This window comes from Flavobacterium branchiophilum NBRC 15030 = ATCC 35035 (assembly GCF_002217205.1).
Taxonomy (GTDB): Bacteria; Bacteroidota; Bacteroidia; order Flavobacteriales; family Flavobacteriaceae; genus Flavobacterium; species Flavobacterium branchiophilum.
This window is the reverse complement of sequence record NZ_MUGT01000001.1, coordinates 1-26,491: the sequence shown is the minus strand read 5'-3', so window position 1 is coordinate 26,491 and position 26,491 is coordinate 1. Positions and strand designations below refer to the sequence as shown.

Annotated in this window: 28 protein-coding genes; 3 read left to right on the top strand and 25 right to left on the bottom strand. The window is 32.8% G+C overall.

Annotated features, from left to right (window positions below; translation table 11 throughout):
• Positions 1 to 176: 176 nt before the first annotated feature.
• From B0A58_RS00130 to B0A58_RS00120, 3 genes are all read right to left on the bottom strand, one after another.
• Entirely contained in the window at positions 177 to 2,225 is a 2,049-nt protein-coding gene (locus B0A58_RS00130) for a T9SS type A sorting domain-containing protein (RefSeq protein WP_089079361.1), read from the bottom strand.
• 146 nt (positions 2,226 to 2,371) lie between these two features.
• Positions 2,372 to 2,947, bottom strand: coding sequence for a 6,7-dimethyl-8-ribityllumazine synthase (gene ribH, locus B0A58_RS00125; RefSeq protein ID WP_014084757.1), 576 nt, complete (start codon positions 2,945 to 2,947; stop codon positions 2,372 to 2,374).
• A 78-nt stretch (positions 2,948 to 3,025) separates the two neighbouring features.
• Complete coding sequence (locus B0A58_RS00120; RefSeq protein ID WP_089079360.1) at positions 3,026 to 3,829, bottom strand: tetratricopeptide repeat protein; 804 nt, start codon at positions 3,827 to 3,829, stop codon at positions 3,026 to 3,028.
• Between the two features lie 142 nt (positions 3,830 to 3,971).
• On the opposite strand from B0A58_RS00120, the gene recF reads away from it, so the two are divergent.
• Positions 3,972 to 5,051 carry a DNA replication/repair protein RecF gene (gene recF, locus B0A58_RS00115; protein WP_089079359.1) on the top strand — a complete coding sequence of 360 codons (1,080 nt, stop codon included), beginning with the start codon at positions 3,972 to 3,974 and terminating at the stop codon, positions 5,049 to 5,051.
• Between the two features lie 3 nt (positions 5,052 to 5,054).
• Here recF and B0A58_RS00110 read toward each other — a convergent pair whose 3' ends face one another.
• Both B0A58_RS00110 and B0A58_RS00105 read right to left on the bottom strand, forming a co-directional pair.
• The gene (locus B0A58_RS00110) at positions 5,055 to 5,789 is read right to left on the bottom strand and encodes a shikimate dehydrogenase family protein (protein ID WP_014084760.1); all 735 of its coding nucleotides are present in this window, start codon (positions 5,787 to 5,789) and stop codon (positions 5,055 to 5,057) included.
• A gap of 73 nt (positions 5,790 to 5,862) precedes the next feature.
• Complete coding sequence (locus B0A58_RS00105; RefSeq protein WP_089079358.1) at positions 5,863 to 7,269, bottom strand: tetratricopeptide repeat protein; 1,407 nt, start codon at positions 7,267 to 7,269, stop codon at positions 5,863 to 5,865.
• 188 nt (positions 7,270 to 7,457) lie between these two features.
• Between B0A58_RS00105 and B0A58_RS00100 the strand changes: the two genes are divergently transcribed.
• Positions 7,458 to 7,832, top strand: a complete 375-nt coding sequence (locus B0A58_RS00100) for a DUF779 domain-containing protein (protein ID WP_014084762.1) — start codon at positions 7,458 to 7,460, stop codon at positions 7,830 to 7,832.
• Between the two features lies 1 nt (position 7,833).
• Here B0A58_RS00100 and B0A58_RS00095 read toward each other — a convergent pair whose 3' ends face one another.
• From B0A58_RS00095 to B0A58_RS00070, 8 genes are all read right to left on the bottom strand, one after another.
• Positions 7,834 to 8,754 carry an AraC family transcriptional regulator gene (locus tag B0A58_RS00095; protein ID WP_089079357.1) on the bottom strand — a complete coding sequence of 307 codons (921 nt, stop codon included), beginning with the start codon at positions 8,752 to 8,754 and terminating at the stop codon, positions 7,834 to 7,836.
• Positions 8,755 to 9,172: 418 nt separating this feature from the next.
• On the bottom strand, positions 9,173 to 9,541 hold the full coding sequence (locus B0A58_RS17100; protein WP_260439099.1) for a virulence RhuM family protein: 369 nt from the start codon (positions 9,539 to 9,541) through the stop codon (positions 9,173 to 9,175).
• A 13-nt stretch (positions 9,542 to 9,554) separates the two neighbouring features.
• On the bottom strand, positions 9,555 to 9,908 hold the full coding sequence (locus tag B0A58_RS17095; protein WP_260439153.1) for a virulence RhuM family protein: 354 nt from the start codon (positions 9,906 to 9,908) through the stop codon (positions 9,555 to 9,557).
• A gap of 18 nt (positions 9,909 to 9,926) precedes the next feature.
• On the bottom strand, positions 9,927 to 10,193 hold the full coding sequence (locus tag B0A58_RS17090) for a hypothetical protein (RefSeq protein ID WP_243389421.1): 267 nt from the start codon (positions 10,191 to 10,193) through the stop codon (positions 9,927 to 9,929).
• A gap of 85 nt (positions 10,194 to 10,278) precedes the next feature.
• Positions 10,279 to 10,596, bottom strand: a complete 318-nt coding sequence (locus B0A58_RS00085) for a hypothetical protein (RefSeq protein ID WP_133063034.1) — start codon at positions 10,594 to 10,596, stop codon at positions 10,279 to 10,281.
• Between the two features lie 122 nt (positions 10,597 to 10,718).
• Entirely contained in the window at positions 10,719 to 14,693 is a 3,975-nt protein-coding gene (locus B0A58_RS17010; RefSeq protein WP_089079355.1) for an Eco57I restriction-modification methylase domain-containing protein, read from the bottom strand.
• 44 nt (positions 14,694 to 14,737) lie between these two features.
• Entirely contained in the window at positions 14,738 to 16,150 is a 1,413-nt protein-coding gene (gene mnmE / locus B0A58_RS00075; RefSeq protein WP_089079354.1) for a tRNA uridine-5-carboxymethylaminomethyl(34) synthesis GTPase MnmE, read from the bottom strand.
• A gap of 200 nt (positions 16,151 to 16,350) precedes the next feature.
• Positions 16,351 to 18,105 (bottom strand): ABC transporter ATP-binding protein, encoded by a 1,755-nt coding sequence (locus B0A58_RS00070; RefSeq protein WP_089079353.1) that lies wholly within the window; start codon positions 18,103 to 18,105, stop codon positions 16,351 to 16,353.
• 180 nt (positions 18,106 to 18,285) lie between these two features.
• Here B0A58_RS00070 and B0A58_RS00065 point away from each other — a divergent pair, with 180 nt between their 5' ends.
• Positions 18,286 to 18,729: a nucleoside deaminase gene (locus B0A58_RS00065; RefSeq protein ID WP_014084787.1), complete on the top strand. Its 444-nt coding sequence runs from the start codon at positions 18,286 to 18,288 to the stop codon at positions 18,727 to 18,729.
• Between the two features lies 1 nt (position 18,730).
• On the opposite strand, the gene B0A58_RS00060 is transcribed toward B0A58_RS00065, so the two are convergent.
• From B0A58_RS00060 to B0A58_RS00005, 12 genes are all read right to left on the bottom strand, one after another.
• The gene (locus B0A58_RS00060; RefSeq protein ID WP_089079352.1) at positions 18,731 to 19,357 is read right to left on the bottom strand and encodes a chloramphenicol acetyltransferase; all 627 of its coding nucleotides are present in this window, start codon (positions 19,355 to 19,357) and stop codon (positions 18,731 to 18,733) included.
• A 630-nt stretch (positions 19,358 to 19,987) separates the two neighbouring features.
• Positions 19,988 to 20,455, bottom strand: coding sequence for a DUF3592 domain-containing protein (locus B0A58_RS00055; RefSeq protein WP_089079351.1), 468 nt, complete (start codon positions 20,453 to 20,455; stop codon positions 19,988 to 19,990).
• Entirely contained in the window at positions 20,439 to 21,071 is a 633-nt protein-coding gene (locus tag B0A58_RS00050; protein WP_089079350.1) for a hypothetical protein, read from the bottom strand. Before B0A58_RS00050 ends, B0A58_RS00055 begins: the two co-directional genes overlap by 17 nt.
• A complete protein-coding gene (locus B0A58_RS00045; protein WP_089079349.1) occupies positions 21,071 to 21,367 on the bottom strand; it encodes an RHS repeat domain-containing protein in 297 nt (98 codons plus the stop codon). Before B0A58_RS00045 ends, B0A58_RS00050 begins: the two co-directional genes overlap by 1 nt.
• Before the next feature lie 150 nt (positions 21,368 to 21,517).
• On the bottom strand, positions 21,518 to 22,018 hold the full coding sequence (locus tag B0A58_RS00040) for a hypothetical protein (protein WP_089079348.1): 501 nt from the start codon (positions 22,016 to 22,018) through the stop codon (positions 21,518 to 21,520).
• Positions 22,019 to 22,062: 44 nt separating this feature from the next.
• A complete protein-coding gene (locus B0A58_RS00035) occupies positions 22,063 to 22,563 on the bottom strand; it encodes a hypothetical protein (protein WP_089079347.1) in 501 nt (166 codons plus the stop codon).
• 44 nt (positions 22,564 to 22,607) lie between these two features.
• Positions 22,608 to 23,099 (bottom strand): imm11 family protein, encoded by a 492-nt coding sequence (locus B0A58_RS00030; RefSeq protein WP_089079346.1) that lies wholly within the window; start codon positions 23,097 to 23,099, stop codon positions 22,608 to 22,610.
• Complete coding sequence (locus B0A58_RS00025) at positions 23,099 to 24,082, bottom strand: RHS repeat-associated core domain-containing protein (protein ID WP_089079345.1); 984 nt, start codon at positions 24,080 to 24,082, stop codon at positions 23,099 to 23,101. Before B0A58_RS00025 ends, B0A58_RS00030 begins: the two co-directional genes overlap by 1 nt.
• Positions 24,083 to 24,187: 105 nt before the next feature.
• Positions 24,188 to 24,559, bottom strand: coding sequence for a hypothetical protein (locus tag B0A58_RS00020; RefSeq protein ID WP_089079344.1), 372 nt, complete (start codon positions 24,557 to 24,559; stop codon positions 24,188 to 24,190).
• A 63-nt stretch (positions 24,560 to 24,622) separates the two neighbouring features.
• A complete protein-coding gene (locus B0A58_RS00015; RefSeq protein WP_089079343.1) occupies positions 24,623 to 25,048 on the bottom strand; it encodes a putative toxin in 426 nt (141 codons plus the stop codon).
• Positions 25,049 to 25,078: 30 nt separating this feature from the next.
• Positions 25,079 to 25,390, bottom strand: a complete 312-nt coding sequence (locus tag B0A58_RS16610) for an RHS repeat-associated core domain-containing protein (RefSeq protein WP_207758828.1) — start codon at positions 25,388 to 25,390, stop codon at positions 25,079 to 25,081.
• A gap of 247 nt (positions 25,391 to 25,637) precedes the next feature.
• Positions 25,638 to 25,892 (bottom strand): hypothetical protein, encoded by a 255-nt coding sequence (locus B0A58_RS00005; RefSeq protein WP_089079342.1) that lies wholly within the window; start codon positions 25,890 to 25,892, stop codon positions 25,638 to 25,640.
• Between the last annotated feature and the right edge of the window lie 599 nt (positions 25,893 to 26,491).

The window sequence follows — 26,491 nt, the reverse complement described above, 5'->3', positions numbered from 1 at the left end:
ATTTAACTAATACCAAATATACATATAAAATAGTCCAATCTACTTGTTCTTTTTTGCTAAAATGAGTCAAAAAAAATAGTTCCGTAGCCCAGCTATGCAACGATTTTTTTTGAAAATTTTTTCTAAAAAATAACTACGCATCTTTGGACTATTTTATAAATATATTTGGTATAATTTCAATTGTTTTTTATCAACTTTTTTATCAATCGACCATTGTTTTGATCTTGAATTTCTAAAAAATAGGATCCATTAGTCCAATGTTGTGTAGGTATCGTATATTCAAAATCTGAAATGGTTTTGCTAAACAATATTCGTCCTGTATTGTCGTATATTTGGATTTTCTTAATCGGACTAGGAGATTGCACTTGAATTTCGTTTTGAAACGGATTTGGATATAAAACAATATTAGGTTGGCTATTGGGTGTTTGTACCTGTAAATTTGGGTCAAGTTTTATAGACAAGCCCATACTAGGTTGCAAAAAAGTTCCGCAACCAGAAACTACCTTTTTGATGGCTTTTACCATATACCAATGGGAACTAGAAGCATTAGGCAGTTGATAAAATGTATTGGAAATCAAAGTATTGGAGATTTGCTGGAATTTTCCAAATTCAGTAGCCGATTCATATACATGGTATCCCAAAATAGCCTCATCATTGGATGCAGTCCAAGTTAAAGTGGGTACCCCATTGGTTGTTTCAAAAGCCAGATTAGCTATTGGCTTTACTTGATACAAATTGATCGTTGGATCGCCCCAAATATCAAAATGTGTTCTGTTCCACCATTGGGGTGTATCATATTGTTGGGGTGGCTTTTCTAAATATTGATTAGTTTCATTATGGTTGATGATGTCTTTCATGGCTTGTCCAATATTTTTTCCATAACAAGCTTGATGAAAAATATTGAGTCCCGTTGTGGTCCATAATGCCAATAAGCATTTGGTGTTTAAACCTAATAAAACTCGAATACGACTATAAGCCCCACTAGGTTGAGGCACATCGCCAAAGCCCCAATAACTTTGATCGCTAGAAAAAACGGTAGCATTCATTCCATACGTTTGCCAATCGCTGATGCTGGGGGTAGAAACATTTTGCATGTATATTTTAAACGGGCCATTATTTTGTACCCATTGGTTGTGGTTTGAACTATCTGTTTTTTGAAATACATTTTCGGGTTTTGCTATATTGCATAACGTGCGATAAGAACCATCGTTGGAATTGTTGTATCCCAAAAAAAAGGCTGCTTTTTCGCCCATGTCAAAACCAGTGGCCACGTTTTTATATTGGCTCAATCTGTCTAAATATTGCTCTAGCAAGGTATGCTCTGCTGTATTGATTTCTGTTAAATCTGCAAAATCTATACGTCCAAACGACATTTCTACATCAGATGGAAAAAAGTCTTGATCCCATTTATAATCGTTGGGCATATTTTGAGCTAAAGTAGTAGATAAACCGCTTGGATTATAAGTGGCAGTATCTGTATAAAGGCCGTCAATATCTGCATAATATCCATCGCAGCCTCTGGCACCTGTATTCTGACTGTGATCGTCTGGAGCAACTACATTAGAAGCACCACAACGTGGCATAGGAACATGACCCAATAGTACGATCGATTGGGGTTTGTCATCTAATGGTGCATTATTGTATATTGAAATGATGTCATTTTTAATGTGATATACTGCAACGCCACTATCCCAACTCGTTGCCCTTGGAACGATTAATTCATTGACATACCAACCATCATTTGTTAGCTCTTTTTTGAATTTTGTATATTTTTCAGGCAATTGAGCTACAACATCATTGGCTACTAATAATATCATTTGTCCTTTATAGTTTGTATTGTCATACAGCAATGCTCCCATTGTATAGCCCACAGCATCATAATTTGTTCCTGAAAAGGTCCATGTGTGGTGGCGTTTTACTTGATACTCCCAAACTTGTCCCAAACTTGTATTGAAGTCTGTCCAATGGCCAGTTCCAGCGGCAATTTGGGTAGCTACAGTACTCCATGTATGGGTTCCAGCCAACCGTCTGTGTACAGAAAGTGCCTCTGAGGTATTGGACAACGAATCATGAAAAATTAATTTGACCCTTTGATTGACTACATCAACTTTTGATGAAACCAAACAAACCCTTCTACCCACGGTATTAAAATTAAAAGAAAAATTTTGTGCCTTGGATTGCCCCATTATAAAAAAGCCGATAATCAAAATTACAGTATTTTTCATATATTTATTTTGTTTTTTTATTTAATTAGACAAAATGGCACTATAAGTAGAAGTTTAATTTATTTATAATAATATTACTTTTTTTTCATAAAAAAAATTTCAAACTTGCATCTGGTATGAGCATACAAATTTGAAACTTTTAATGATTATTGCTGGCTTATTTTTGGTGTTCCATCCTCTAGGTGGTGTTGTCCTGAGGTTAGAATTTTTTGCTCCGCAAAATGATAGCCTATATTAGCTTGCTGTCGCAAAAAAGCCATTTTGATAGCGGCAATGGCTGCTTCGGTTCCTTTGTTGCCGTGTAGGCCACCACTTCTGTCTATCGATTGTTGTTCGTTATTGTCGGTCAATACACAAAAAATAACGGGTACATCGTACTTGACATTCAAATCTTTGATCCCTTGTGTTACGCCTTCACATACAAAATCAAAATGTTTGGTTTCGCCTTTAATGACACTTCCAATGGCAATGATGGCATCGGGTTTTTGGGTTTCAATCATTTTTTTTGCGGCATAAACAAGTTCAAAACTGCCTGGGACATTCCATCGTATTATATTTTCAGCAATTGCCCCACAATCCAATAGTGCTTCTGTAGCCCCTAAAAACAACCCTTCGGTTATGTGTTCATTCCATTCAGAAACAAGAATCCCAAATCGAAAATGTCTCGAATTTGGGATTAAAGTTTTGTCGTAATTTGATAAATTTTTATTTGCTGTTGCCATTTTTTGTTTCCATTTTTTAATACACAAATGTAGTGTATTAATTCAAAAAAAACAACACCAAAAACCTAAAATATATGTTTATTGAGCTAATCCAATATAAGCATCAACTGTTGAGGCCTCTTGCGAAGCTTCATATTTATCTTTGATTTGATTAAAGTATTTCAAAGCCTCTTCTTTTTGATTTAAAGACAATGCAGTTTGTCCTGCTTTTAATAAAAATCTTGGAGTTGTAAGCTCATTTACATTGTTTTCTGAGGCATTAATATAAAATTCTAAAGCTTCTTTTGCTTTGTTTTGTTCCATATAAGCATCGCCAATAGCTCCAATAGCAAGTGTTTTTAGCATAGAATCTTCCGATTTGAATTGTTCTAATTGAGCAATTGCATCAGCATATTTTCCTGTATTTAGCAATGCCAATCCTGCATAGTAATGCGATAAATTACCTGCATCTGTTCCAGAATATTCATCGGCCAATTTGATAAAACCATATTGTCCTTCTCCTCCATTTAGAGCTAATTTGTACAATGAATCTATTTTTTTAGGCTCAGAGGCATCTGTTGCTTGCTTAAAATATTGTTGGGCTTGAAACATATCGTTTGCAGCTTTGTCCTGATTAGGTTCTGAAACGAATTTGCCATACAAAATATATCCAACGGTAACTAATGCTACAGCACCCAAAATACCAAAAATAATTTTTTGATTTCTTTCAACCCATTCTTCAGTTTTAGAAGCCGTTTGGTCTAATGAATTGAATACTTCTGCAGTTGTACTGTCTTTTTCGTCAATAACTACCTCTTCAATTTCATTGTTGTCAAATTCATTTTCAGTCTTTTCTGCTTTTGGTTTAGGGACTTTGTATCCTCTTTTATTGAAAGTTGCCATTTATTAATAATTTAGTGAGGTGCAAAAATAAAATTTTAATTCAAATTTAAAACCTTTTGCGTCAATATTTTTCAATTATTTGTTTTTTCATTGAAAAATAAGTCTAAATTTGGCCAAAATTTAAACTCCAGTCGGCATTTTCATGTATTTAAAATCCATTTCCTTATTTAATTATAAAAATTTTTCTGAAATCAGTTTTGATTTTAACGAAAAAATAAATTGTTTTGTAGGTAAAAACGGTGTTGGAAAAACTACTATTCTGGATGCCATATACCATTTGGCCTATAGTAAAAGTTATTTTAATCCATTGGCCACTCAAAACATTAAACATGGTGAAGATTTTTTTGTGATTGATGGGGTGTTTAACAAATCTGATCGGGACGAACAAATTGTATGTAGTTTGAAAAAAGGGCAAAAAAAAATTTTAAAAAGAAATGGAAAGCCTTACGAAAAATTTTCTGAACATTTGGGACTAATTCCATTGGTGATTATTTCGCCTGCCGATTCAGATTTGATTATTGATGGTAGCGAAACCCGTCGAAAATTTATTGATCAAATCATTGCACAACAAGATAAATATTATTTATTGCATCTTATCCAATATCAGAAAATAATGGCACAACGCAATGCCTTACTCAAGTATTTTGCACTCAATCAAGTGTTTGATTCTGAAACTCTAAGTGTTTATAACGACCAGTTGAGTGTGTTGGGCCAGGATATTTTTGAAAAAAGAAAAGCTTTTTTAGATGTTTTTTTACCTATTTTTCAAAAACATTATGCCATTATTGCAGGAAATTCTGAAAATGTTGCTATTGTATATGAAAGTCAATTGTTTACAAGCAATTTAGATCAATTATTAACGTTGCACATTCAAAAAGATAAAATTTTACAATATACCAGTGTTGGCATTCATAAAGACGACTTGAATTTTTTGATTCATGACTATCCTGTGAAAAAATTTGGCTCACAAGGCCAGCAAAAATCATTTTTAATTGCACTTAAGCTTGCCCAATTTGAGTTTATAAAAAACAAAAATAACATAAAGCCTATCTTACTTTTTGATGATATTTTTGATAAATTGGACGAATTCAGAGTAAGTAAAATAATACAAATGGTAAATGATGCTGTTTTTGGACAGTTATTTATATCAGATACACACCCAGAAAGAACAGAAAATATTGTAAAATCCACGCTTCAATCTTACAAAATTTTTAAAATATAGTATTTATTTATTCCAAATTTTCCAGGCTTTTTCGGCTTGACGGATCAACATTTCTAAACCGTTTTTAGTTACCGCTCCATGTTCTTTTGCTTTTTTTAGGAACAAGGTTTCTTCTGGATTGTAAATCAAGTCGTAAGCAATATGTTTTTCTGTAAAAAATTGATAAGGTATATCAGGACATTGTGCTACATTTGGACTTGTTCCTAAAGGGGTACAGTTGATTACAATTTGGTAATTATCAAAAGTTGTTTCGTTAAGTCGTTGATAATCAATAGCGTTTTCTTTATATTCTCTGGAAACAAAAGTAGCAATAATGCCCAATTCGTTTAATGCAAATGCCACAGCCTTAGAAGCACCTCCTGTGCCTAAAATGAGTGCTTTTTTGTGATGGGGCTGAAGTAAGGGTTTTAATGATTTTTTAAAACCATAACTATCTGAATTATAGCCTTTTAAATTTCCTTTCTTGTTGATTTTTATAACGTTTACAGCCCCAATTTGCTGGGCTTTTTTAGACATTTGATGTAGATAAGGAATCACACTTTGTTTGTAAGGAATTGTTACATTCAAACCTTTTATTTGGGTGTCTTTTACAACATTTAAAAATTCGCTAATCTCTTGTAGGTCAAAATTTTGGTATTCGCAACCTTCAAATAAACTGTCTTTAAATTTTTCTGTAAAATAGCCTTTGGAAAAGGAGTAACTTATATTTTTTCCGACTAAACCATATATTTTTTTCATCTTAATTTTTCTTGAAATTTAAAATAACCTCATCAAATTTTACTCCATTGTATTAGGTAAAAAATGAGGAAAATTAATCATAAAAATGATGTTTAAAATTAAAAAAAACTTGTTGTACTTGTTCATCTTGATAAAAATCAGGAAATAATTTTTTCAATATTGAGCGTTTTTTATAATCTATTTTTAGGGCATTAACCAAATGAAATTGAGTTTCTATTGCACAATCTAGCTGATCATATAGGCCTGCTAATCGGTATTCGATTTCACAATGATCTGGAAAATATTCTGTGGCTAATATCAATGTTTGAATAGCCAGTTTGATTTCATCCATTTTATATAAAACATCTATCCAATAAAGCCACGTATCCAGCTGATAATCACCATTTTCTACTGCTTTTCGATAGCCAAATTCTGCTTCTTCATGTCGTTTCAAGTACCTGTTTGCAGTAGCAAAACGTTTCCAATACAATTTATTTTTATTATCAATTGCCAACGCTTTATTGATATAAAATATAGATTTAGCATATTTTTTTTGAGCCATAAAAAAATCAGCCATTGCAATCCATGCTTTGTCTAATAGCGGATCTTCGTGTACTGTTTTTTCATAATATTCAAAAGCTTTTGTTTTATGGTCTAATTTTTCGTAGCATCTGCCAATGCGGAGCAAGGCAAACGAACTCGGATCGCTCAATTCTAATGTTATTTGGTAATTGACGATGGCTTTTTCGTAATTTTTTATTTTTTCGTAGGCCTTTGCTATTTCTATATAGGCTCCAACAAATTCATCGTCTATGTATGTTGCAAATTCAAAGGCTCTTATGGCTTGTACATAGTTTTTTAAACCAAATTCTAATCTGCCAATTTGATGCCATGCAATTTCAGAATAAGGATTTTTTTCGGTATAATTTTTTAAATAATCAATTGCCTCTTGATTTTGTTCTAAAATTTCGAAACAATATACGATGTTATACAAGCTCGATTGGTCTTCGATATCGCTTTCAAGGCATTGAATAAAATGAAATTTGGCTTTTTCAAAATTATCCATAAACAAATATTCCATTCCAATTAAATTATATACATCGGCCAAATCGTCTGTATATTTCAAAGCCATTTGAAGGAGCTCCACAGCTTTTTCGTGCTGGTCTTTTTTGGAATATATATTGGCTTTCAAGATGTAGATTTCTTCGTTGTGAGGTTCTATGGCATATAATTCGTGCAACATTTTCTCGGCAACATCTAATTTATCTTCAAATATCAACATTTCTACTTGCACTAATTTTAATCCCGACGATTTTGGATGCTGCTCCAAAGCCAGTTTCAATGCTTTTTTTGCCAAATTTAATTTTCCAATATCCAAATAATGTAGTATTATCTCTTCAAATTCTTCTGAATCAAAAAAAAGTACTTTATTGGTTTTGAGCATGGATTCAAATTTTGATAACGATAAGTTATAATCTTCTTCTTCTTCGCTTAATTGCATTTTTTGATATTTGATTTTTCGCTATAAAAGTATATTTTTTTTTAATCGGTTGTCATTTTTTAAATTAATTTTTTTAACAATTTAATCAACTTGTTTTCTTGGTCTTTGGCTGGCTTTTTAATTTAATTTTTTCTTCAAAAAGTATTGTTTTAGTATTGATTTTTATATTTTTACAAAAAAAATAAATGATGACAAATAGAGTTCATGTTACCCAAAAAGCAATTGATTTGATTGCACGTTTAAAAGACACTTATGGCCCGTTGATGTTTCATCAAAGTGGCGGCTGCTGTGATGGCTCGCAACCCATGTGTTTTGAAAAAGGCGATTTTAAACTTGGTCAAAATGATGTTTGTTTGGGGGTGATTGAAGATTGTGAGTTTTGGATGAGCAAAGACCAATTTGAGTATTGGCAATACACCCAACTTACCATAGATGTGGTAGCAGGGCGTGGCTCTAGTTTTTCGTTAGAAATTCCGCTTGGTTTTCGTTTTATCACCCAGTCTCGAATGTTTACAGCATCCGAATTAAAAGCGCTTAATCCGCTTCAATATGTGGTAGATTAAATTAATAGATAAAACTACTTTGGTATTGTTTTGGTGTAATACCTTCTATTTTTTTGAATATTCTAATAAAATAATTACAATCCTCAAACCCAGAAAGATAGCAAACTTCATTGATATGGATTGTTGGGTTTTTTAACAACGTTTTGGCATATTTTATTTTTTCATTCAATATAAAGGCCAACGGACTAACACCAAGCTCACGTTTGAAATACCTGTAAAAAGATGTGGAACTCATGCAGGCTTTTTCGCTCAAGATTTTCATACTGAAATTTTCTTTCAAATTGAGTTTTATAAACGCCACTACATGCGAAATGGGGTTTTCGGAATCAGAAAAAACCCCTTCATCTAATGATTTTGAAGTTTGTGTTTGAATAATTCTTATCAACAATTCTTGCAATGTCAAGTCGGCCAAAGCATCTTTTGTAATGGAATTGCTCATACATTCTTTTATCAACTTATTGATAGTTGATGCCAATTCGATATTGTTGTAAAAAAAATAATTTTGATAATCCAATTGCCAAGTCGAGCTGCCTTCTTTTGGATAACGTTCGTTTAAGAATGATAACGTTTCTGAAATTTTATTTTGATCAATTGCCAACGCCAAACACTGTGTGGGATTGGTTAATGAGGCTTCGGGAAAATCGATTTTCATTTCAACATTAGATGGAATTACTACTGTTTCGCCTGGCAAATAATCAAAACTAGGGTCTTCAAAAAGGTGCATTACCTTCTTGCCTCGCAACATACTGGTTACAACCAAATCGTTAAATTTTAGAGGAACCAACTCTGATGTTTGATAGGTTTCAAATAAATTCAATTCGCAATGATTCAAATTATATACGGTACGGTTTTCTACCAACGTTTTAAGCGACTTTTGGCTAGAGAGTTGTGGCGTGTGCAGTAAATTTCGAGGGGTATCCATGTGATAATCAATTCGTTTATTTCAAAATTTAAAATTAAATAAAAAACAAATCCCTTTTACAAAATACTTTATTTTTTTTTGAGGCCACTGCGTTGTGAGGGCTAGACCCACGTAAAAAAGCCATGCTAGACCCACTTTTTCAGTCAATTCAGGTTGTGTGAGTTTCAAGAGCTTCGGTTTTTTTATTTCAAAAATAGCTAATGAAGGGGTAATATGGGAGTTTGGTATAATTTTACTATATTGTCTTTATCTTCTCCTATAAAATAAGCTTTTTCACATTGCAAGCGGGACATCAAAAAATCAATATATTTTAAATTTATTTTAAGAAAATATTTATTTTTTTTTAAATTAATGAAATTAAAAACATCTATTGTATCTGGAATTTTATGATTGAATTGTAATGTTATATTTTTTACTGTTATTTCTTTTTATTTTTTTGTTGCAAAGCTTTGATTTGTTTATCAAAATCTGAGTTTATTTTTTGTGTTTTATTGAAATTGTCATATTCTTTCGCTGCTTTATTGATAGCCTGTTGATGCGATACTTTTCCGAATCCTTCGAGTATTTTGTATTCATTAAAGTTTAAAAACTTGTTTACACTTTCTGCTAATGCTTCCATTGTAAAGGTATTTTGTCGTTCGATAAGGTTTTCGATATAATCAAAGTAACCTGATACGGTACGCTCCAATTGTTTGATTTCTTTTTCTTCTAAATAGTTTTTTGCAATTTCAATATCTGATTTCAATATTCTACCATCAGGAGCATTTTTGAAAGTTGTTAATCCCATTTGAGGTTTTGAGCTATCTGCTTAAAAAGATTATTTCGGCAGCAGTATTGCCTGTAATTGCAAAATGGAATTTGTTTTGAACATTGGCATAGAAGTTTTTAGTAATTTCGGCTTTTGGGTCATAATCTATGCTACATTCAGCAAAAATATCCGTGATTTGTTGGTAAATTCGTCTTTCACTTGCACGAATAGAACGTACTCTTTCGAGTAATTCTTTAAAATAATCTTTTCCGAATGCTGTAGTGCCTTGTTTTAATCGGTCATCATCCATTGCAAATCCTTTTACAATGAATTCTTTCAATACATTAGTAGCCCAAATTCTAAATTGAGTAGCTTTAGTAGAATTGACACGGTAACCAAGGGAAATTATAGCATCTAAATTGTATTAATCTAAATTACGAGCTACTTCACGTTCACCTTCAATTTGAACTGTTCGGAATTTCCGAACAGTTGCCTGTTTTTCCAATTCGCCACTCTCGTAAATATTGCTAAGATGTTCACTAATTGTTGATTTAGCCACCCCAAAAACGTCTGCCATTTTTTGTTGTGTAAGCCAAATTGTTTCGTCTTGTATGTAAGTTTCAATTTTGACACTACCACTAGGAGCAGTATATAAAATGAAGTTGTTATTACTTGGTATTAAATCACTCATATTTTTTTTAGATTTTATTTATATGGTTTATGAAAGATAATGGTTATAAAATAATAGTTTACTTATTTGAACACTCCTTGTAAATCTATATTTTCTGACCATAAAAACTGATTATTTGTATTACACAAGTAATAATTGTTAGCCATAAGATTGAACTATCAATAAATTCATTTTCAAATTCTAGTTTTTTCAATTCACTTTCATTATTAGAAAGTTTTTCTTCATTTTCTTTTTGTTCCAAAATATAATCCCTCGCACCGTTTTCAAATAATTTTGAATATTCTATTTTTCGACTTTTGTAAATATCAAGATTTTTGATAAGCCCTTCTTTTCTTTTTCTTCTTAAGTAAAGTTTGTAACTTAGGAAAATCAAGAAAAAAGTCAATTGTAAATCTTTAATCAAGACAATTGTATTCTGTATATTCTCATCTAAATAAAGTTTGGATATTTTCTTAAATGCGTATCCAAATAGCAATAAAACATAAATTACAATCCAATGTGTTTTTTTAATTTCATAATTAATAACTAACTATTTTCAACTATTAATATTTCCTCCTCACTCAACCCATACAACTCATACACCAATTTATCAATTGCTTTATCAGTGGCATCAATTTGAGTTTTCAAATCCAAAGCTTTTTTGCTTTCTTGCATGAAATAATCCTCCCATTCTGCTTCTTCAGATAGGGAAAGTTTGACTTTCTTTTTGGCTAGCTCAGTTATAAATTGTGAATATGAAAGCATATACCACTCTTGGAGTTTCTTTGGCAATGGAGCAGTATTGGGCAATGGAGCCTGCTCCATTGTTGTAACAGCAGGACTAGGCAATGCAGCAGTATTAGGCAATGGAGCAGTATTGGGCAATGGAGCCTGCTCCATTGTTGTAACAGCAGGACTAGGCAATGGAGCAGTATTGGGCAATGGAGCCTGCTCCATTGTTGTAACAGCAGGACTAGGCAATGGAGCAGGATTAGGCAATGGAGCCGGCTCCATTGTCGGAACTGATGAGAAAAACTTTCTTTGCAACATGCGCTGGAATTTTTGAGATATTACTTGTAAATCCTTGTTTAGTGAAAGCATAAGGTCTGCTTTTTCTATGAAGGGTTGTTGGTATATTTTTTCAGGAATTGGAATTCGATTTGTTATCGGATTATCAAATTGCATTGTCCTTATTGCCTTTGCAAGTATAAAACGGTATGAGTACCAATTGATTAATTTTGAATTAAATAAACACCAAAAAACTTTAGCGTCATATTCTTTTCGAAAAGTTATTTGATTTATAGTATCTACAATGGCATAATCATCGTTTAAAGGTATACAAGCTGTAATCTTTATATGTTCGGTAGGATTTTCAATATGAGCAATCAATCTTTGTACAAGTAAAGAATTTTTGCTAATAAAACATTTTTTATCTTCTTGAATTACGGATTTATTAACATAACCTTTAATACCAACAATTCCTTCTCTTTGAATTTCTGCACCACCTAAAACCTTAATATCTCCTTTTGTACTAACTTTGTTTTGAAAAATGCCTCCTCTTGAATTGCTAGCGATATCTTTTATGTATTTTTTACTTGAATTTACTTTTAGGGCAATTTTAAGTTCTTTTTCTGAAATACCATTCAAATAAAATCCAAACTCATCAAAAGTACTTTTAGATATTTGACCAAGATCATAAATTTGTTGTCCTTTTAGTATTCCAGATTTGAAATTTTCCGTCTTCTTTCCTTTTTGAAAAAAGAAAATAATTTGTTCTAATAAAACCTCTTTCCAAACTTTTTTGCAATCAATAATTTCATTAATATCATTTAAAATATACGCTCTAATTGAATCGTAATTTGATGAAAATGAAAATGATTTTGGAATAATAAAGCCAAATTGTCCATTGTTTTTTAATAATGTATCGTAAGATAATTTTGTAAAGGAAATAACTGTTTCAGAACCACCTTTTATATACTTCTTGTTTAAATAATTTTGAACTTCTGATTCTAATTTTGCACCATAAGGCGGATTCCCAATAACCACATCAAAGCCACCTTTATATTCAATTTCAAAAGCTTCCTCTAGAGTGCAAAGCATATTTTCTAAATAATATTGCGTTTGTTTGTCGTGTGGTGGTAATTCGTGTTTCTCTCTGTTGCGTTTTATATAGGCTATCGTGTTATGCAAATATTCGGCAGTATTTATTTCACTGCTTCCAAACTTTTGTGTCCACAAACTATTTTGCTTTTCGCCTCGCTTTTTTTCGTTATCTATCGTTTCGCTTACTTCCGACAAGGGAGCCTGCTCCCTTGTTACTACTTCGTCTATCGACGTGGGAGCCTGCTCCCTTGTTCCTACTATAGTCGTATCTTCGTCTCTCGGCGTGGGAGCGGGATCCCTTGTTGTTGCTACTATAGTCGTATCTTCGTCTCTCGACGTGGGAGCCTGCTCCCCAGTTGTGGCAGTAGATGGTTTGTTGATTATAGTGATACCCCTATGTATATTTACCGTTCTCGCTGTTTTTGCTTTTATTTTTTGTACAGTTTTGGAAAGTTCGTTTTCTTCACATACTAATAAAATATGGATATGATCTCTACAAACATTAAATTCTACTATTTTTAGATTATCGGCTTTTACAATATCATGTATTTCTTTTACAATGATATACTCTTCTTGACTTGTAAGATATTGCACATTAGGATATGGGTTTGTTCCCATATCTCGCTTTTCTCTAACCTTGTAATCAATCATTCGTTGCGATGTTCTACTATCATGAAGTGCTGTTGTAATATGATATGCTTTTTTATTTTTTTCCTGAAATACTTTCGGAAACGCTTGTTGCCAGTTAAAGGCTTTGTTGCCAGCAATGGCTGGGTCGTCTATTAAGGAGTTGCCACATTTAATATTGCTGTTGAGGTCGTTTAGCTTACGGTTGGGTTGAGCCGTTCGCAACCAAAGGGAGAGTTTGGCAATCTCTACACTTTCTTCGTTCAAGTCCACACCAAACAAGTTGTGTTCTAAAATACTCGTGGCTATATCGCTCAAAACCATGGCATCGCCAAACAACTTGGCTTGTAGCTCGTCTATATATTGGTGTTCGGCAATCAAAAAATCCAAGGCTTGGTTCAAAAAAGCACCAGAGCCACAAGCGGGGTCGCAAATGGTGAGTTGCAACAACCAATTTCTATATTCTTGAATATCTTTTAATAATTGTTCTTTTTGTTTTTTGGGAAGTTTGGACAAAATTCCACCTTCGGGGGCTAGGGGGCGTTTTTCTTCACACAATTTGCCAACCGTATTTTCTACTATGTATTTGGTAATGTATTTTGGGGTATAAAAAACACCGTCTTTCTTGCGTTTAGTTTTGGTTTTGTCAATTTCGGCACCTTCCAATTGGGCTTTTACTTCGTCTAATTCATTTAACGAATTTTCAAAAATATGTCCTAAAATATTCACGTCCACCTCGCTAGCAAAATCGTAATTACTCAATTTTTGGGTGTGTTCAAATAAAATGGCATCGCCAATATTCAGGTTGTTTAGTAAGTCGTCTGGTTTGAACAATCCGCCATTGTAGGCAAAAATGTGATGTTCTTCTTTGTCAATAGCATTGGTTTGGCTAAAGGCAGGCAATTGCACTTTGGCACCTGTATTCAAGTCATTAAAATAAATTTTATACCGATCATACAACGATACTTGTATTCGCATTTGCTGCAATTGTTGCCACTCTTTGTTGATTCTGAAAATCAGGTTGGTAGGCAATAAATTGCGGTCTTCGGCAAAGAAAATAAACAGAAAGCGGTCGAGTAGTTTTTGCGATTTCTGAAACAATTCTAGCGGGTCATATTGCGGGTTGAGTTGCACCAAATTCTGAAACAGTTCTCGTTTAAAAAGCGAGTAATCTTTGTAGAGTTTTTTGGTAATGGTATCTTCTTCACTTACCGATTGGTCTTTGATGGATTTGGCAACATTGTTTTTAATATTGTCATAAGCCAAACACAAATACAACAATTCAAATTCGGCTTTGCTCAATTGGAACAAGTTAAATTCTAGGTATTCAATAGCATTGTCAATATAAAAACGCAATTTTTCAAAGTTGGATGTAATGACATACACACATTCGGGTTGGTTGTTTTTATAACCAAATGCCTGTGCTTCAATTTTGCCTAAATCGGTGGTGTTGGTGCCTTTGAGTTCAATAACGCCAATTACTTTATTTTTCAATGGGTCATCACCCATTGGAATTAAGATTGCTCCATCAGCTTTCTTACTGTCTTTGACATTTTTGTATTCGGTTGTAAGGTTGAAATGAGGTGCAGGATTAAGGGTGTAGCCCAAAATGGTTACAAACAATTCTCGTAGAAAGCCTTCCTGAAATTGTTCTTCTTTGCTGTTGCGAATGTTTTCCTGTATAGCCGAATGATGAAAATAGGCAGCATATTCAGTATAAGCGGTCGTGATTTTGGCAGTATCTTGTTGGCTCAAATATTTCTTGAGTACTGAGTTTTGAAATAATGGCATTACAGTTTTTATTTATGTCTAATAGATTATAAAAATAATCATTTTTATTTCCCAATACAAAAATTCGCAAAAATATTTCCTAAAAGTTCGTCGTTTGTAACTTCGCCTGTAATTTCGCCAAAATAATATAATGCCGATTTGATATCTATAGCCATCAAATCTGCTGAAATGCCCGAATCCAAGCTCCACTTCACTTTTTGTATTTCTTCCAATGCTTTCAACAAAGCATCATAATGACGAGAATTGGTAATGATGGTTTCATTATTCCGCAAAGTTCCCGTGTTTACAAACGATAAAAGGGTGTTTTTCAGCTCGTCGATACCTGTTTTTTCTTTGGCTGAAATGAAAATAGTTGGTAGTTGTTGGTAGTTAGTTGCTAGTTTTTCTTTTATAGACACTAAAATTTTATCTGAAACTAAATCTTTTTTATTTATGATAGTTACAATTGTCTTTTGTGGATATTGATTTTGAGTTTTATTCAAAGCAACTATTAATGTATCTTTAGCGCCATCAACCATTAACGATAAACCATCAACCAAATAAAGAACCACCTGTGCTTGCTCTATTTTCTCAAAAGTTTTTTGAATTCCAATGCTTTCCACCACATCTTTGGTTTCACGAATTCCGGCGGTGTCTATAAACCGAAAACCAATGCCGCCAATATTCAATTCGTCTTCAATAGTATCTCTAGTGGTGCCTGCAATGTCTGAAACTATGGCACGTTCTTCGTTTAATAATGCGTTCAACAATGTCGATTTGCCCACATTGGGTTCGCCCACAATAGCCACTGGAATTCCGTTTTTTATCACATTTCCCACGGCAAACGAGTCAATTAATCGTTTCAAAACAAATTCGATTCGGGTGAGCAACGCATGAAATTGGGTTCTGTCGGCAAACTCCACATCTTCTTCTGCAAAGTCCAATTCGAGTTCAATTAACGAAGCAAAATTCAACAATTCTTCCCTCAATTTGGCAATTTCAGTACTAAATCCGCCACGCATTTGTTGCATCGCAATTTGGTGTGAGGCTTCATTGTGTGACGAAATCAAATCGGCAACGGCCTCTGCCTGAGACAAATCGAGCTTTCCGTTCAAGAATGCTCGTAGCGTAAACTCGCCAGGTTGGGCCATTTTGGCTCCGTGGCGAAGTATCAATTGTATGATTTGTTGTTGGATAAATGTCGAACCATGACACGAAATTTCGATCGTGTTTTCGCCCGTATATGAATGAGGTCCTTTGAAAACAGACACCAATACTTGGTCCAAAATTTTGCCTTCGTCAATGATATGACCTAAATGTAAGGTATGCGATTTTTGAAGGGTTAAGTTTTTATTTTTAATAGATTTAAAAATACTATCTCCTATATGAATGGCATTCTGACCAGAAATTCTGATAATTGCAATCGCTCCAGCTCCAGAGGCCGTGGCTAGTGCTACAATGGTTTCTTGTGAAATCATAATCTATTTATTGTATGAAAAAGGTTTGAACTAGGGGCCAAATGTTAAATAAAAAAGCCCATTAGCATTATTTTTTTGGGCGTTACCACAAGGGTCGGGCTATCCGTTTCAATCTTTTTTGAGGCCAAAAAAAGCCTCAAAAAAGGATTTCCACTGCTATCCCTAACGCAAAATACGGTAATCAAGAGCATTTATACAAATTAAGCAATACTCGAAAACTGCGATTCATACAGGTTTTTGTAATAGCCATTGGCTTTTACCAATAGCTCCTGATGGGTGCCTTGTTCCACTATCAATCCTTTGTCCATTACTACAATTTGATCCGCATTTACAATAGTTGCCAATCGATGTGCAATAACAATCGATGTTCTGTTTTTGGTAATGGTTTCTGTTGCTTTTTGTATTAATTCTTCTGAATAAGTATCTATCGACGAGGTGGCTTCATCCAATATTAATATGCTAGGCTGGCTCACATAAGCCCTCAAAAAAGCAATCAATTGGCGTTGTCCGCTCGAAAGCATTACCCCTCGTTCTTTTACATTATAATCAAAACCATTTGGCAAACTCATGATAAATTCATAAACACCTATTTTTTTAGATGCTTCTATTACTGTCTCTCTGCTAATGGCTGGGTTATGCAACGTAATGTTGTTCAAAATACTGTCGGCAAACAAAAAAACGTCTTGCAATACCACCGCAATCTGTACCCGCAACGACTCGAGTGTATAATTTTTGATGTTTTCGCCATCAATAGATATATTGCCACTATCGATATCATAAAACCGATTCAACAAATTGATAATCGTAGATTTTCCAGCACCAGTAGCCCCCACAATGGCAACCATCTGACCGGGTTTAACCTCCAAATTGATGCCTTTTACCACTTCCTCGCCTTCAATATAGCTAAACCTTACTTGTTCAAATTGTATATCTCCAGCAAATTTTGGAGCCTTCATGGTCCCTAAATCCTGAATCTCATCTTTTGTATCCAAAATATCAAAAACCCTGTTGGCAGCTATCATACCCATTTGCATTTCATTAAATTTATCGGCAATTTGACGCAAGGGGTTAAACAGCATACCAATAAACATGGTGTAAGAAAATAAATCGCCAAAGGTTGTAAATTGATCGCCATTCAAAATATTAAAACCCCCATAAAGCACTACAAAACCAAGGGTAAAAGAGGAAATAATATCTGCAATTGGAAAAAAAATTGAATTGTACCAAACCGTTTTAATCCATGCTTTGTTGTGTTTGGCATTGATGGCCTTAAATTTGTCATACTCTATCTTTTCTCTATTAAAAAGCTGCACAATTTTCATTCCTGTTACTCTTTCTTGTACAAAAGTATTCAAATTGGCCACCTGATTCCGTACTTCTTCAAAAGCTATTTGCATTTTGCGTTGGAATATTCTTGTAAAAAAAACCAATATAGGCATTGCTACTATAACAATCCAAGTCAATTTCCAATTCATATAAAGCATAAATCCTAAAATAACCACCATTTTCATCAAATCACTCCCAATCATAAACAGCCCTTGGCTAAATATTTTGGCAATAGATTCTATATCCGAAACAGATCGGGTAACAAGCTGACCAACAGGAGCATTATCATAATATTTCATACGAAAACCCATCATGTGATGGAATAATTTTACCCTAATATCCTTTACAATATCTTGCCCCAACCAATTGGCCCAATAAACAAAATAGAAATTTGAAAAGGCTTCTAATAATAATACAACCCCCATCAAAATTATATAGAGCAACAGCCCATATTGATCGTGTGTCTTGATATAACCATCTACTGTTTGTTTAAGTAAATACGGACGTAGTGCTGAAAAAACAGACAGCAAAACTGCAAACAAAATCACCGAATTGAATCGAAAACGATAGGGCTTAGTAAATTTTAATATTCTAGAAAAAAGTTGGATGTCAAATGCTTTTGCTTTCATTTTATTATTTCTTAGGAAATGCAAAGTTAGTTTAAAAAATTCATTTTTATTTCAATAAGTAGCTTCACAATGCATTCATTTTCAAAAATTACAATTTCAAATGAACTTCAAAATGGGTAGCAAACATTCCGAAAGTATAAATCTAGCCCAAAATAATTCAAAAATAAGTATATTTGCAACATGATACAACCATTTGACGACCACTATTTTATGAAAAAAGCCCTTGAAGAAGCCGAAATAGCTTTTGAAAAAGGCGAAGTACCCGTAGGTGCAGTAATAGTAATTCAAAACAAAATCATAGCTCGAAGCCATAATTTAACCGAATTACTACACGATGTAACCGCACATGCCGAAATGCAAGCCATTACTGCCGCTGCAAATTATTTAGGAGGCAAATACCTCACAAATTGCACACTCTATGTTACCCTCGAACCTTGTCAAATGTGTGCGGGAGCTTTATATTGGAGTCAAATTTCAAAAATAGTATTCGGAGCTCCAGATGTCAAAAGAGGTTTTGAAACTTTACAAACACAAATCCACCCCAAAACAACAATTGTAAGAGGCATAATGCAACATGAAGCCTCGGCACTAATGAAACGCTTTTTTGAAAACAAAAGAAAATAACCTATTGTTCGTCAAATAATTCTTGCAATCGATTCAAAAACAAGCCAACATGGTACCCATCAACCAAACCATGATGTACATGTACCGAAACAGGCATAACTTTTTGATTAAGAATAGAAATCATTTTTCCAAATGAAATTTTCGGACAACTGTCTGGCCAAGAAAAACTTCGTGCATGCGATAACGAAGTAAAATGAAGCCATGGAAGCACCGAAAAATGAATTAAATTATCAGGATAATCAGTCGTAAAAATTCCAGTTGTAGTTTCAATACGAGCCATTTCTATTTTCAAAAGTGCATCAAAAGCCAATAAATCCGCAGTAAATGGAACATACGAAAACCCAAAAGTTTTATCAGATCTCAATACAGTTGCCGAAGCATCAATACAGTCAAACACATACACGTCATCATCAATAATGCGGTATCTAAAATTTTCAATTTCATTTACAGCCCTTAAAGTTTTATGCAAATAAAAAGAAAAAAAAGACACATTCATATCCTTTGCTTTACGATAAGCCAAAGTACAATCCAAATTCACACACACCCCATGAAACGGCTCCTCCATTTGATTAAAAAAATTAAAATGGTCTTTCCTATTCCAAGTTTCAAAATTTATTTTCTTTCTCATCAATTATGTTATATTACAAAAGGCACAAGGTAAAAAAAAATATAACCCCAGAAAAATATATTTAATAAAACCAACCACAAAATCTATAATTTAATAATTACAACTTCAAAACTCTAACCACATAATTCAAACCTCTAATTTCTAACCTCTAACCACATAATTCAAACCTCTAATTTCTAACCTCTAACCTCATAATTCTAACCTCTAACCTCATAATTCCTACTTACAACTTCAAATTTCGAACTTCAAATTTCGAACTTCATACTTCAAAACTCATAATTCCTACTTACAACTTCAAACCTCTAATTTCTAACCTCTAACTTATTTGAAGCCGCTACTTTTGGCATTTTCACGCAGGGTCAGTTCCCGCCTTACGCTACAATCTTTTTGTTTTTAACGAAAAAACAAAAAGGATTTCCACTCCAGTCGGGGCTAGATTGCCACTTTTGGAGGTGATACAAAGGGCAAGTATTTTAAAAACCCTATGAGCGTTTGAAAAGCTGATAGGGTTGAAAGTTTTTTATGTAAAACCAGATCTTTTTTATGGTCGCAGTTTTTTGTTTGCTTATTGTTGTTGATATAAACGTAACTCTAGTGATAGCGGGGAATACATTACTGAAAATTTTAGATTTAAAGATTTAAAATGCCAAAAGTGAGAATCCCTAATGCAAAAAATAAAAATAATAAAGTTGAAAAGCTTATTTTTTTCTCAATTATAGCTTCTTTTGGTTCTTTAGGATTAAAAAAAACTAGAATAGGCTCCCCTATTTTATATTCTTTATAAAAATTTGAAGCATTTTCTTTTGATGATATTAAAAATTCAATGTTTTTTGTAAAATTTGTACTTTTTACACTATTATTATTTATTTTGTATTCAAACATTACTTTTCTTTTCCAACCATATGTATCTCCATCAGTATCCATATCAAATAACGTTATACTATAATCAACAATAATTCCTTCTATTTTATGCCATTTTTTTATTTCTATAAAATAAAAATAAAAAATGTACACAACCTTAATTATTCCGTATAAACCAACCATAATTGGAATATAGCAAAATCCGATTTTATCAATATAATTAGTAACCTCCATCATTTCTATCAGTTGCTAAACTTGAATGAACTGTTGTCCATTCTCTGCCTATCGTTCTATTAATTCCAATTGATTTTGAATTACCTTCTTTTATCCCTATATTATAAGACCTAGTACCTAAATTATCAGGAACTCCCACTTTACATTCAATACCTGAACCAAAAATTGTAGCATCAGACTTTATAAAATTATTTGTACTTATAGTGGTTCCAGATTTTAGTGTTGGTTTATTAGAAAATTTGGCACCCAATGAAACTTTTGCTTCTTGTGTTGGAATAGAAAGGAATGTTTTTAAATCTTTCAATGTTTTTTTTCCATCAATCGATATTTGAGACTTTACTCTAGAAGCAGAATTAAAACCTTTATTAGAATTCCCTAAAGCTCCTTCTAAACCAAACGAAAAACTAATAGAACCCCACTTTGCAGAAAGTTGAAATCCAGCATTTACCTCTTGCATTTTATTTACTGCACTAATATTGTTCCCTTTACTTTCTACAAAACCAATCCATGTTTCTGTTTTTGAATTGTAAGTCCAACTACCGTCTTTATCAAGCCAATTAACATTATTTCCATCTTTCGTTTCTTTATTTCTTCCAAATACACTTATAAAATTATCCACTACTTAGTTCCCTTAACTGGAGGATAAGCAGCACTCATTCCTGTTGGATCTGTCAATTTTACAGGATTCTGATAGCAATACCCATAAGCACTCATCGTCTGCTCCATCAACAGATCCACACTAGCCCAAATACTTATCCTCGGGTCATAATACCTCGCCCCATAATAATAAAGCCCACTTTCCTCATCCAACTCCTTACCGTTAAACTTATAAGGTGAGTTGTGTGAGTTTTTATGCTCTTCAATGAACGTCTCCCCAAAAGCAAAGTACTCGCTATGTTGCGAAACTTCGCCCACAAAGTTAGTAATATAATTGGAACTTCCAAAGCCCCCCAGCCCCCGAAGGGGGAGCTAGGAGTACTTTCTTATGAACTGTTTAATTGCATGCTTCTATTTTTGAAACTACCACCTGAAGGGATTGTTCATATTGGGAGGTAGAGTTGTGATTCAGTATTTACTTAATTCTTCAAACTCTATATTAGTAATTTTTGCTTTTTCTAAAATACCTTTAACCCTTGGTGTACAAACTGTTGCTCCACAATCTTTTATTGAAAAAATATCTGTTTTACCATCCCATGAAGACATATCTACTTTAATTGTGCCATGAATAAAATCGCCATCTTCATCATATTCACATAATGAGTTGAATTTAAATTCTTCAACATATCCATAGTATTTTAAATCATAATTTTCAAGTATGATCGGGAAAAAATTTATTCCATTAATTTTATTTTTTTCAATAATGCTCTTTGTTCGTTCTGACATAAATTCTAACGGACCTTGATCCCCAATAAAATCAAAAAACTTATTTCCTTCATCTACATAGAAAATATTGTTTTCTTTAATAAAAGATAGGCTAGGAAATATAGTAAACATATCATATTTCACTTTTGATTTTAATCTAACTTGACTTCTTTTTTGTCCTAATTGTATCGTATAAAAATTCATTACTTAAATAATTTTTCTATTTTTTTTGGTTTTTTTACAATCAATTAATATTTACTTAATTCTTCAAACTCTATATTAGTAATTTTTGCTTTTTCTAAAATACCTTTAACCCTTGGTGTACAAACTGTTGCTCCACAATCTTTTATTGAAAAAATATCTGTTTTACCATCCCATGAAGACATATCTACTTTAATTGTGCCATGAATAAAATCGCCATATTCATCATATTCACATAATGAGTTGAATTTAAATTCTTCAACATATCCATAGTATTTTAAATCATAATTTTCAAGTATGATCGGGAAAAAATTTATTCCATTAATTTTATTTTTTTCAATAATGCTCTTTGTTCGTTCTGACATAAATTCTAACGGACCTTGATCCCCAATAAAATCAAAAAACTTATTTCCTTCATCTACATAGAAAATATTGTTTTCTTTAATAAAAGATAGGCTAGGAAATATAGCAAACATATCATATTTTACCTTAACTCTTAGTTTAACCTGACTACGTTTTTGGCCTAAATGTATCGTATAAAAATTCATTACTTAAATAATTTTTTGAATTTTTTTGGTTTTTTTACAATCAATTAATATTTACTTAACTCCTCAAACTCTACATTTGTAATTTTTGCCTTTTCAATTATTTCTTTCACCCTTAGAGTGCATACTGTAGCTCCACTATCTTTTAAGTAAAAAATATCCGTACCACTCCATGAAGACAAATCAATTTGAAAACTTCCATAAACTCTATCCCCATCTTCATCTCTTTCATAAAATGAGTTACATTCATCTTCAATATAATAATAATAATTCAAATCTATTCCTTCTATAATAATCGGAAAAAATTCTAAACCTTTAATATTGTTTTCTTCAATTAAATTTTTAAATCGTTCCGACATAAATTTTAATGGTCCTTGATCTCCAATAAAATCAAAAAACTTAGTTCCTTCATCAATTAAAAAAACATTGTTTTTAATAATATGCTTATTTAAGTCAATTGAAAACATGTCATATTTTATCTTTGACCGTAATCTAATTTGACTTCTCTTCTCTCCTAATAAAAAGGTTGTAAATTCCATTACTTAAAAACTTTTTCAATTTGTTTAGCTTCTTTTTGCAGTTGTTGTATTGTTGGAATTTTATCTGCTTTTTTAAATCTCTCCATCACTTTAGACCATTCTTTCAAATGGGCAGCTGAATTCTTTCCTCTATGTATAGTTGCCTCTAACCATTTTAAATATTTTGGATTATTTACATCTATTCCAGCTTTTGCAAAGAAATCTGCAAATTTATCAGCTTTTGGAAAAATGTGATGAGCATCTTTTCCAGCAGTTTCTAATAGCCCAGAAAATACTTTTAAATTATTCCTGTAATATTTTGCAGAAAATTTAGCTCCTGCTTCGGTAAGCTCTTTAGCGGTATATTTTTTTGTAGCATCAAGCCCTAATTCTTTAATAGCAACAGTCATTTCAACTTTAGACATTTTATAGCCACCATTAATTAGAAATTTACTTCCTCCTTCCATCAGCACTTTTCCAGTGCCTTTTGCTAATCCTTTAGCAATACTACCAGATCCAAAAGTTACACAATCTAATGCAAGACCTCCTACTCCTATTCCTAATGTTACCCAATCTCCATCTCTACACCCTCTATAAATATCCCTAGAACTTCCAACAAATGGGATAAAATCTACAACATCTACTTGTTTCCCATTAGGGTCAACAAGTCTAACAGGATTCTGATAACAATACCCATAAGTAGCATGATTAAAGGAATTTGTTACACCTCCATTATGCTCTCCATCTATATAATGCTCATCCTCAAAAATGGGGTTATACCCACTTAATGGATCTGTTGCATTCCACAAAGAAACCCTCGGGTCATAATACCTTGCCCCATAATAATACAAACCACTTTCTTCATCCAACTCTTTACCGTTAAACTTATACGGTGAGTTATGGCTATTTTTATGCTCCTCTACAAAACTTTCCCCAAAGGCAAAGTACTCGCTGTGTTGCGAAACTTCGCCCACAAAGTTAGTAATATAATTGCTACTTCCCAAATGGTCTGGGTGAAAAAAGCAAAGCTAGATTCAACTAGCAATTATATTCTCGACATAGCTTGCAGATTACAAATGGCATTATATAATAGCAGGAAGGAATAATAACTAACTATCCTTAAAAAAGATATTTCCATCAACCCTTTTATAATAATAATTAGCTGTAAACCATTCTGTACCATCATATGTCAATTTCATAATAACTACACCATCATAAAGAGGTAAAACTTTTTCTAATTTACCATCAATAATAATCAAATAAGAGATAATATTTTCTTTGTTGAATAAGAATAACGCTAACTCCTCATGTCTCTTAACCATCATATTTACATCTCTCAAATTAAAATCGTCAATTATATATTCAATATCTTTTTCTGATACATTTATCATTGCAAATGGATAAAACCCATTTGCTTCTTTAATGAATTTCTTCACAAATTCTTTTGATTTACTAATTGTTTCTAGAATAAATGGGTTCATTTACTGTTTTTTTTTGGGTTTAATATTGGTTTGAGGAATTACAAAAGTAGTTAACGGGTTTTGTTAATATTGTATATCCCACCCTGACTCTATAAGTGGTTTTGATAAATTACCAACAATCTTTTGAGGCACTCGTAAGACTGGGTTTTTTTGAAGATTTTTAGCTACTTCTAATCCATATCTTAATTGTTTAGTCAAACTTAACTTTTCAACATGCTTATATTCTATCATGACATTATCTTTAAATGCGTCGGGTATATATTTTCCTGACTTTCCTGTTTTATTATCAACCGCATCAAATTTTCGGTAATTTTTTGATTCGCCATTTTTAGCTATATTTTCTGCTTCTTTAACATTACCTCTTTTAAAAGATTCTAATGTTTTTTCTGAAAATTTTGATACTCTAATAATATTTTGGGAGGTTCTGGAAAGATTAACAGCACCTCTAGCCTCGTTTGATGAAGAGACAACACTTTCTACCATACCCATTTCTACATCTTCTCCTACTTTAACTAATGGTTATAAATAAGGAGGAACATCAACAAAAAAAATTTGTTTTCCATTCGGATCTTTATACATTATTGGGCTCTGATAACAATACCCATAAGTAGCATGATTAAAGGAATTTGTTACACCACAATTATGCTCTCCATCTATATAATGCTCATCGTCAAAAATGGGGTTATACCTACTTAATGGATCTGTTGCATTCCACAAAGAAACCCTCGGGTCATAATACCTCGCCCCATAATAATACAAACCACTTTCCTCATCCAACTCCTTACCATTAAACTTATACGGTGAGTTATGTGAGTTTTTATGCTCTTCAATGAACGTTTATCTCACATCGATTTTATTTTTTTATTGGAGTTCGATGAATTTTATTTCCCCAAAGGCAAAGTACTCGCTATGTTGCGAAACTTCGCCCACAAAGTTAGTAATATAATTGGAACTTCCAAAGCCCCCCAGCCCCCGAAGGGGGAGTTTAAAGTTATTGCTTTTTTTGAATTTACTTTTCATCTAACACCAAGAAAGATTCGGATAACAGCGTGAAATAACAGACATTTCATTTCTATTATTATATCCTCTTATTCCAAACACCTTCTTCTATTTTATACATTATAGGTTCTTCATCAAAGCCACTTTCAAAAACATATAATCTCTTACAAGTATCACATCTTACTACCAACATCATTTCTTCATACAATTCTTCTGCATCTATTTTTTCGAAAAACTTATCATAATCTACATCTTCAATCATCAATAATTGATTTGGGCTAGGTATATCACTAAGGTTGATAGGATTTCCATACTTACATATATATTTAGGCATACAAATTAAAATTTATTAAGGCAATATTTTATATTTTTAACTCCAGCTCCTTGACCTCTTTTTAGTGAAAACCTCGATCGTTTTGGAAACCATTCACTTTCTCATCTCCTAAATTCACATTCTCCCATCTGAAATTCACTTTCTCGCTACTACCATTAACTTTCTCCAATCTAAAATTCACTTTCTCGCATCCACCATCCCTTTTTTTACTACAATCATTCACTTTCTCTTTACTTCAATTCACTTTATCACATCTTACATTCACTTTCTCGCATCTGACATTCACTTTTTCGGATTTGAAGCTGCCACTTTTGGCATTTTCATGCAGGGTCAGTTCCCGCCTTACGCTACAATCTTTTTGTTTTTAACGAAAAAACAAAAAGGATTTCCACTCCAGTCGGGGCTAGATTGCCACTTTTGGAAGAGTTACCAAGGGCAATCCTTCTAGTATTACATCTGACATTCACTTTCTTGCATCTGCCATACTTTTTTCAGAACATTATCTTACAAAATTCTATAACAAAGAGTAGCCAAAAGTATTAAACAACAAAAAACCCGTTTCGATTGAAACGGGTTTTCTAAAAGAAAGGCGGCGACAT

Bases quoted from the DNA above. Each gene is read 5' to 3' on its own strand.
- B0A58_RS00130 (WP_089079361.1), bottom strand. From the start codon at position 2,225: ATGAAAAATACTGTAATTTTGATTATCGGCTTTTTTATAATGGGGCAA.
- B0A58_RS00100 (WP_014084762.1), top strand. From the start codon at position 7,458: ATGACAAATAGAGTTCATGTTACCCAAAAAGCAATTGATTTGATTGCA.
- B0A58_RS00055 (WP_089079351.1), bottom strand. From the start codon at position 20,455: ATGATGGAGGTTACTAATTATATTGATAAAATCGGATTTTGCTATATT.
- B0A58_RS17090 (WP_243389421.1), bottom strand. From the start codon at position 10,193: ATGAGTGATTTAATACCAAGTAATAACAACTTCATTTTATATACTGCT.
- ribH (WP_014084757.1), bottom strand. From the start codon at position 2,947: ATGGCAACAGCAAATAAAAATTTATCAAATTACGACAAAACTTTAATC.
- B0A58_RS00035 (WP_089079347.1), bottom strand. From the start codon at position 22,563: ATGAATTTTTATACGATACATTTAGGCCAAAAACGTAGTCAGGTTAAA.
- B0A58_RS00110 (WP_014084760.1), bottom strand. From the start codon at position 5,789: ATGAAAAAAATATATGGTTTAGTCGGAAAAAATATAAGTTACTCCTTT.
- B0A58_RS00040 (WP_089079348.1), bottom strand. From the start codon at position 22,018: ATGAATTTTTATACGATACAATTAGGACAAAAAAGAAGTCAAGTTAGA.
- B0A58_RS00020 (WP_089079344.1), bottom strand. From the start codon at position 24,559: ATGAACCCATTTATTCTAGAAACAATTAGTAAATCAAAAGAATTTGTG.
- B0A58_RS00005 (WP_089079342.1), bottom strand. From the start codon at position 25,892: ATGCCTAAATATATATGTAAGTATGGAAATCCTATCAACCTTAGTGAT.
- B0A58_RS17100 (WP_260439099.1), bottom strand. From the start codon at position 9,541: ATGGGATTAACAACTTTCAAAAATGCTCCTGATGGTAGAATATTGAAA.
- B0A58_RS00060 (WP_089079352.1), bottom strand. From the start codon at position 19,357: ATGAGAAAGAAAATAAATTTTGAAACTTGGAATAGGAAAGACCATTTT.
- B0A58_RS00095 (WP_089079357.1), bottom strand. From the start codon at position 8,754: ATGGATACCCCTCGAAATTTACTGCACACGCCACAACTCTCTAGCCAA.
- B0A58_RS00030 (WP_089079346.1), bottom strand. From the start codon at position 23,099: ATGGAATTTACAACCTTTTTATTAGGAGAGAAGAGAAGTCAAATTAGA.
- B0A58_RS17010 (WP_089079355.1), bottom strand. From the start codon at position 14,693: ATGCCATTATTTCAAAACTCAGTACTCAAGAAATATTTGAGCCAACAA.
- B0A58_RS00120 (WP_089079360.1), bottom strand. From the start codon at position 3,829: ATGGCAACTTTCAATAAAAGAGGATACAAAGTCCCTAAACCAAAAGCA.
- mnmE (WP_089079354.1), bottom strand. From the start codon at position 16,150: ATGATTTCACAAGAAACCATTGTAGCACTAGCCACGGCCTCTGGAGCT.
- B0A58_RS00015 (WP_089079343.1), bottom strand. From the start codon at position 25,048: ATGGGTATGGTAGAAAGTGTTGTCTCTTCATCAAACGAGGCTAGAGGT.
- recF (WP_089079359.1), top strand. From the start codon at position 3,972: ATGTATTTAAAATCCATTTCCTTATTTAATTATAAAAATTTTTCTGAA.
- B0A58_RS00070 (WP_089079353.1), bottom strand. From the start codon at position 18,105: ATGAAAGCAAAAGCATTTGACATCCAACTTTTTTCTAGAATATTAAAA.
- B0A58_RS00105 (WP_089079358.1), bottom strand. From the start codon at position 7,269: ATGCAATTAAGCGAAGAAGAAGAAGATTATAACTTATCGTTATCAAAA.
- B0A58_RS00065 (WP_014084787.1), top strand. From the start codon at position 18,286: ATGATACAACCATTTGACGACCACTATTTTATGAAAAAAGCCCTTGAA.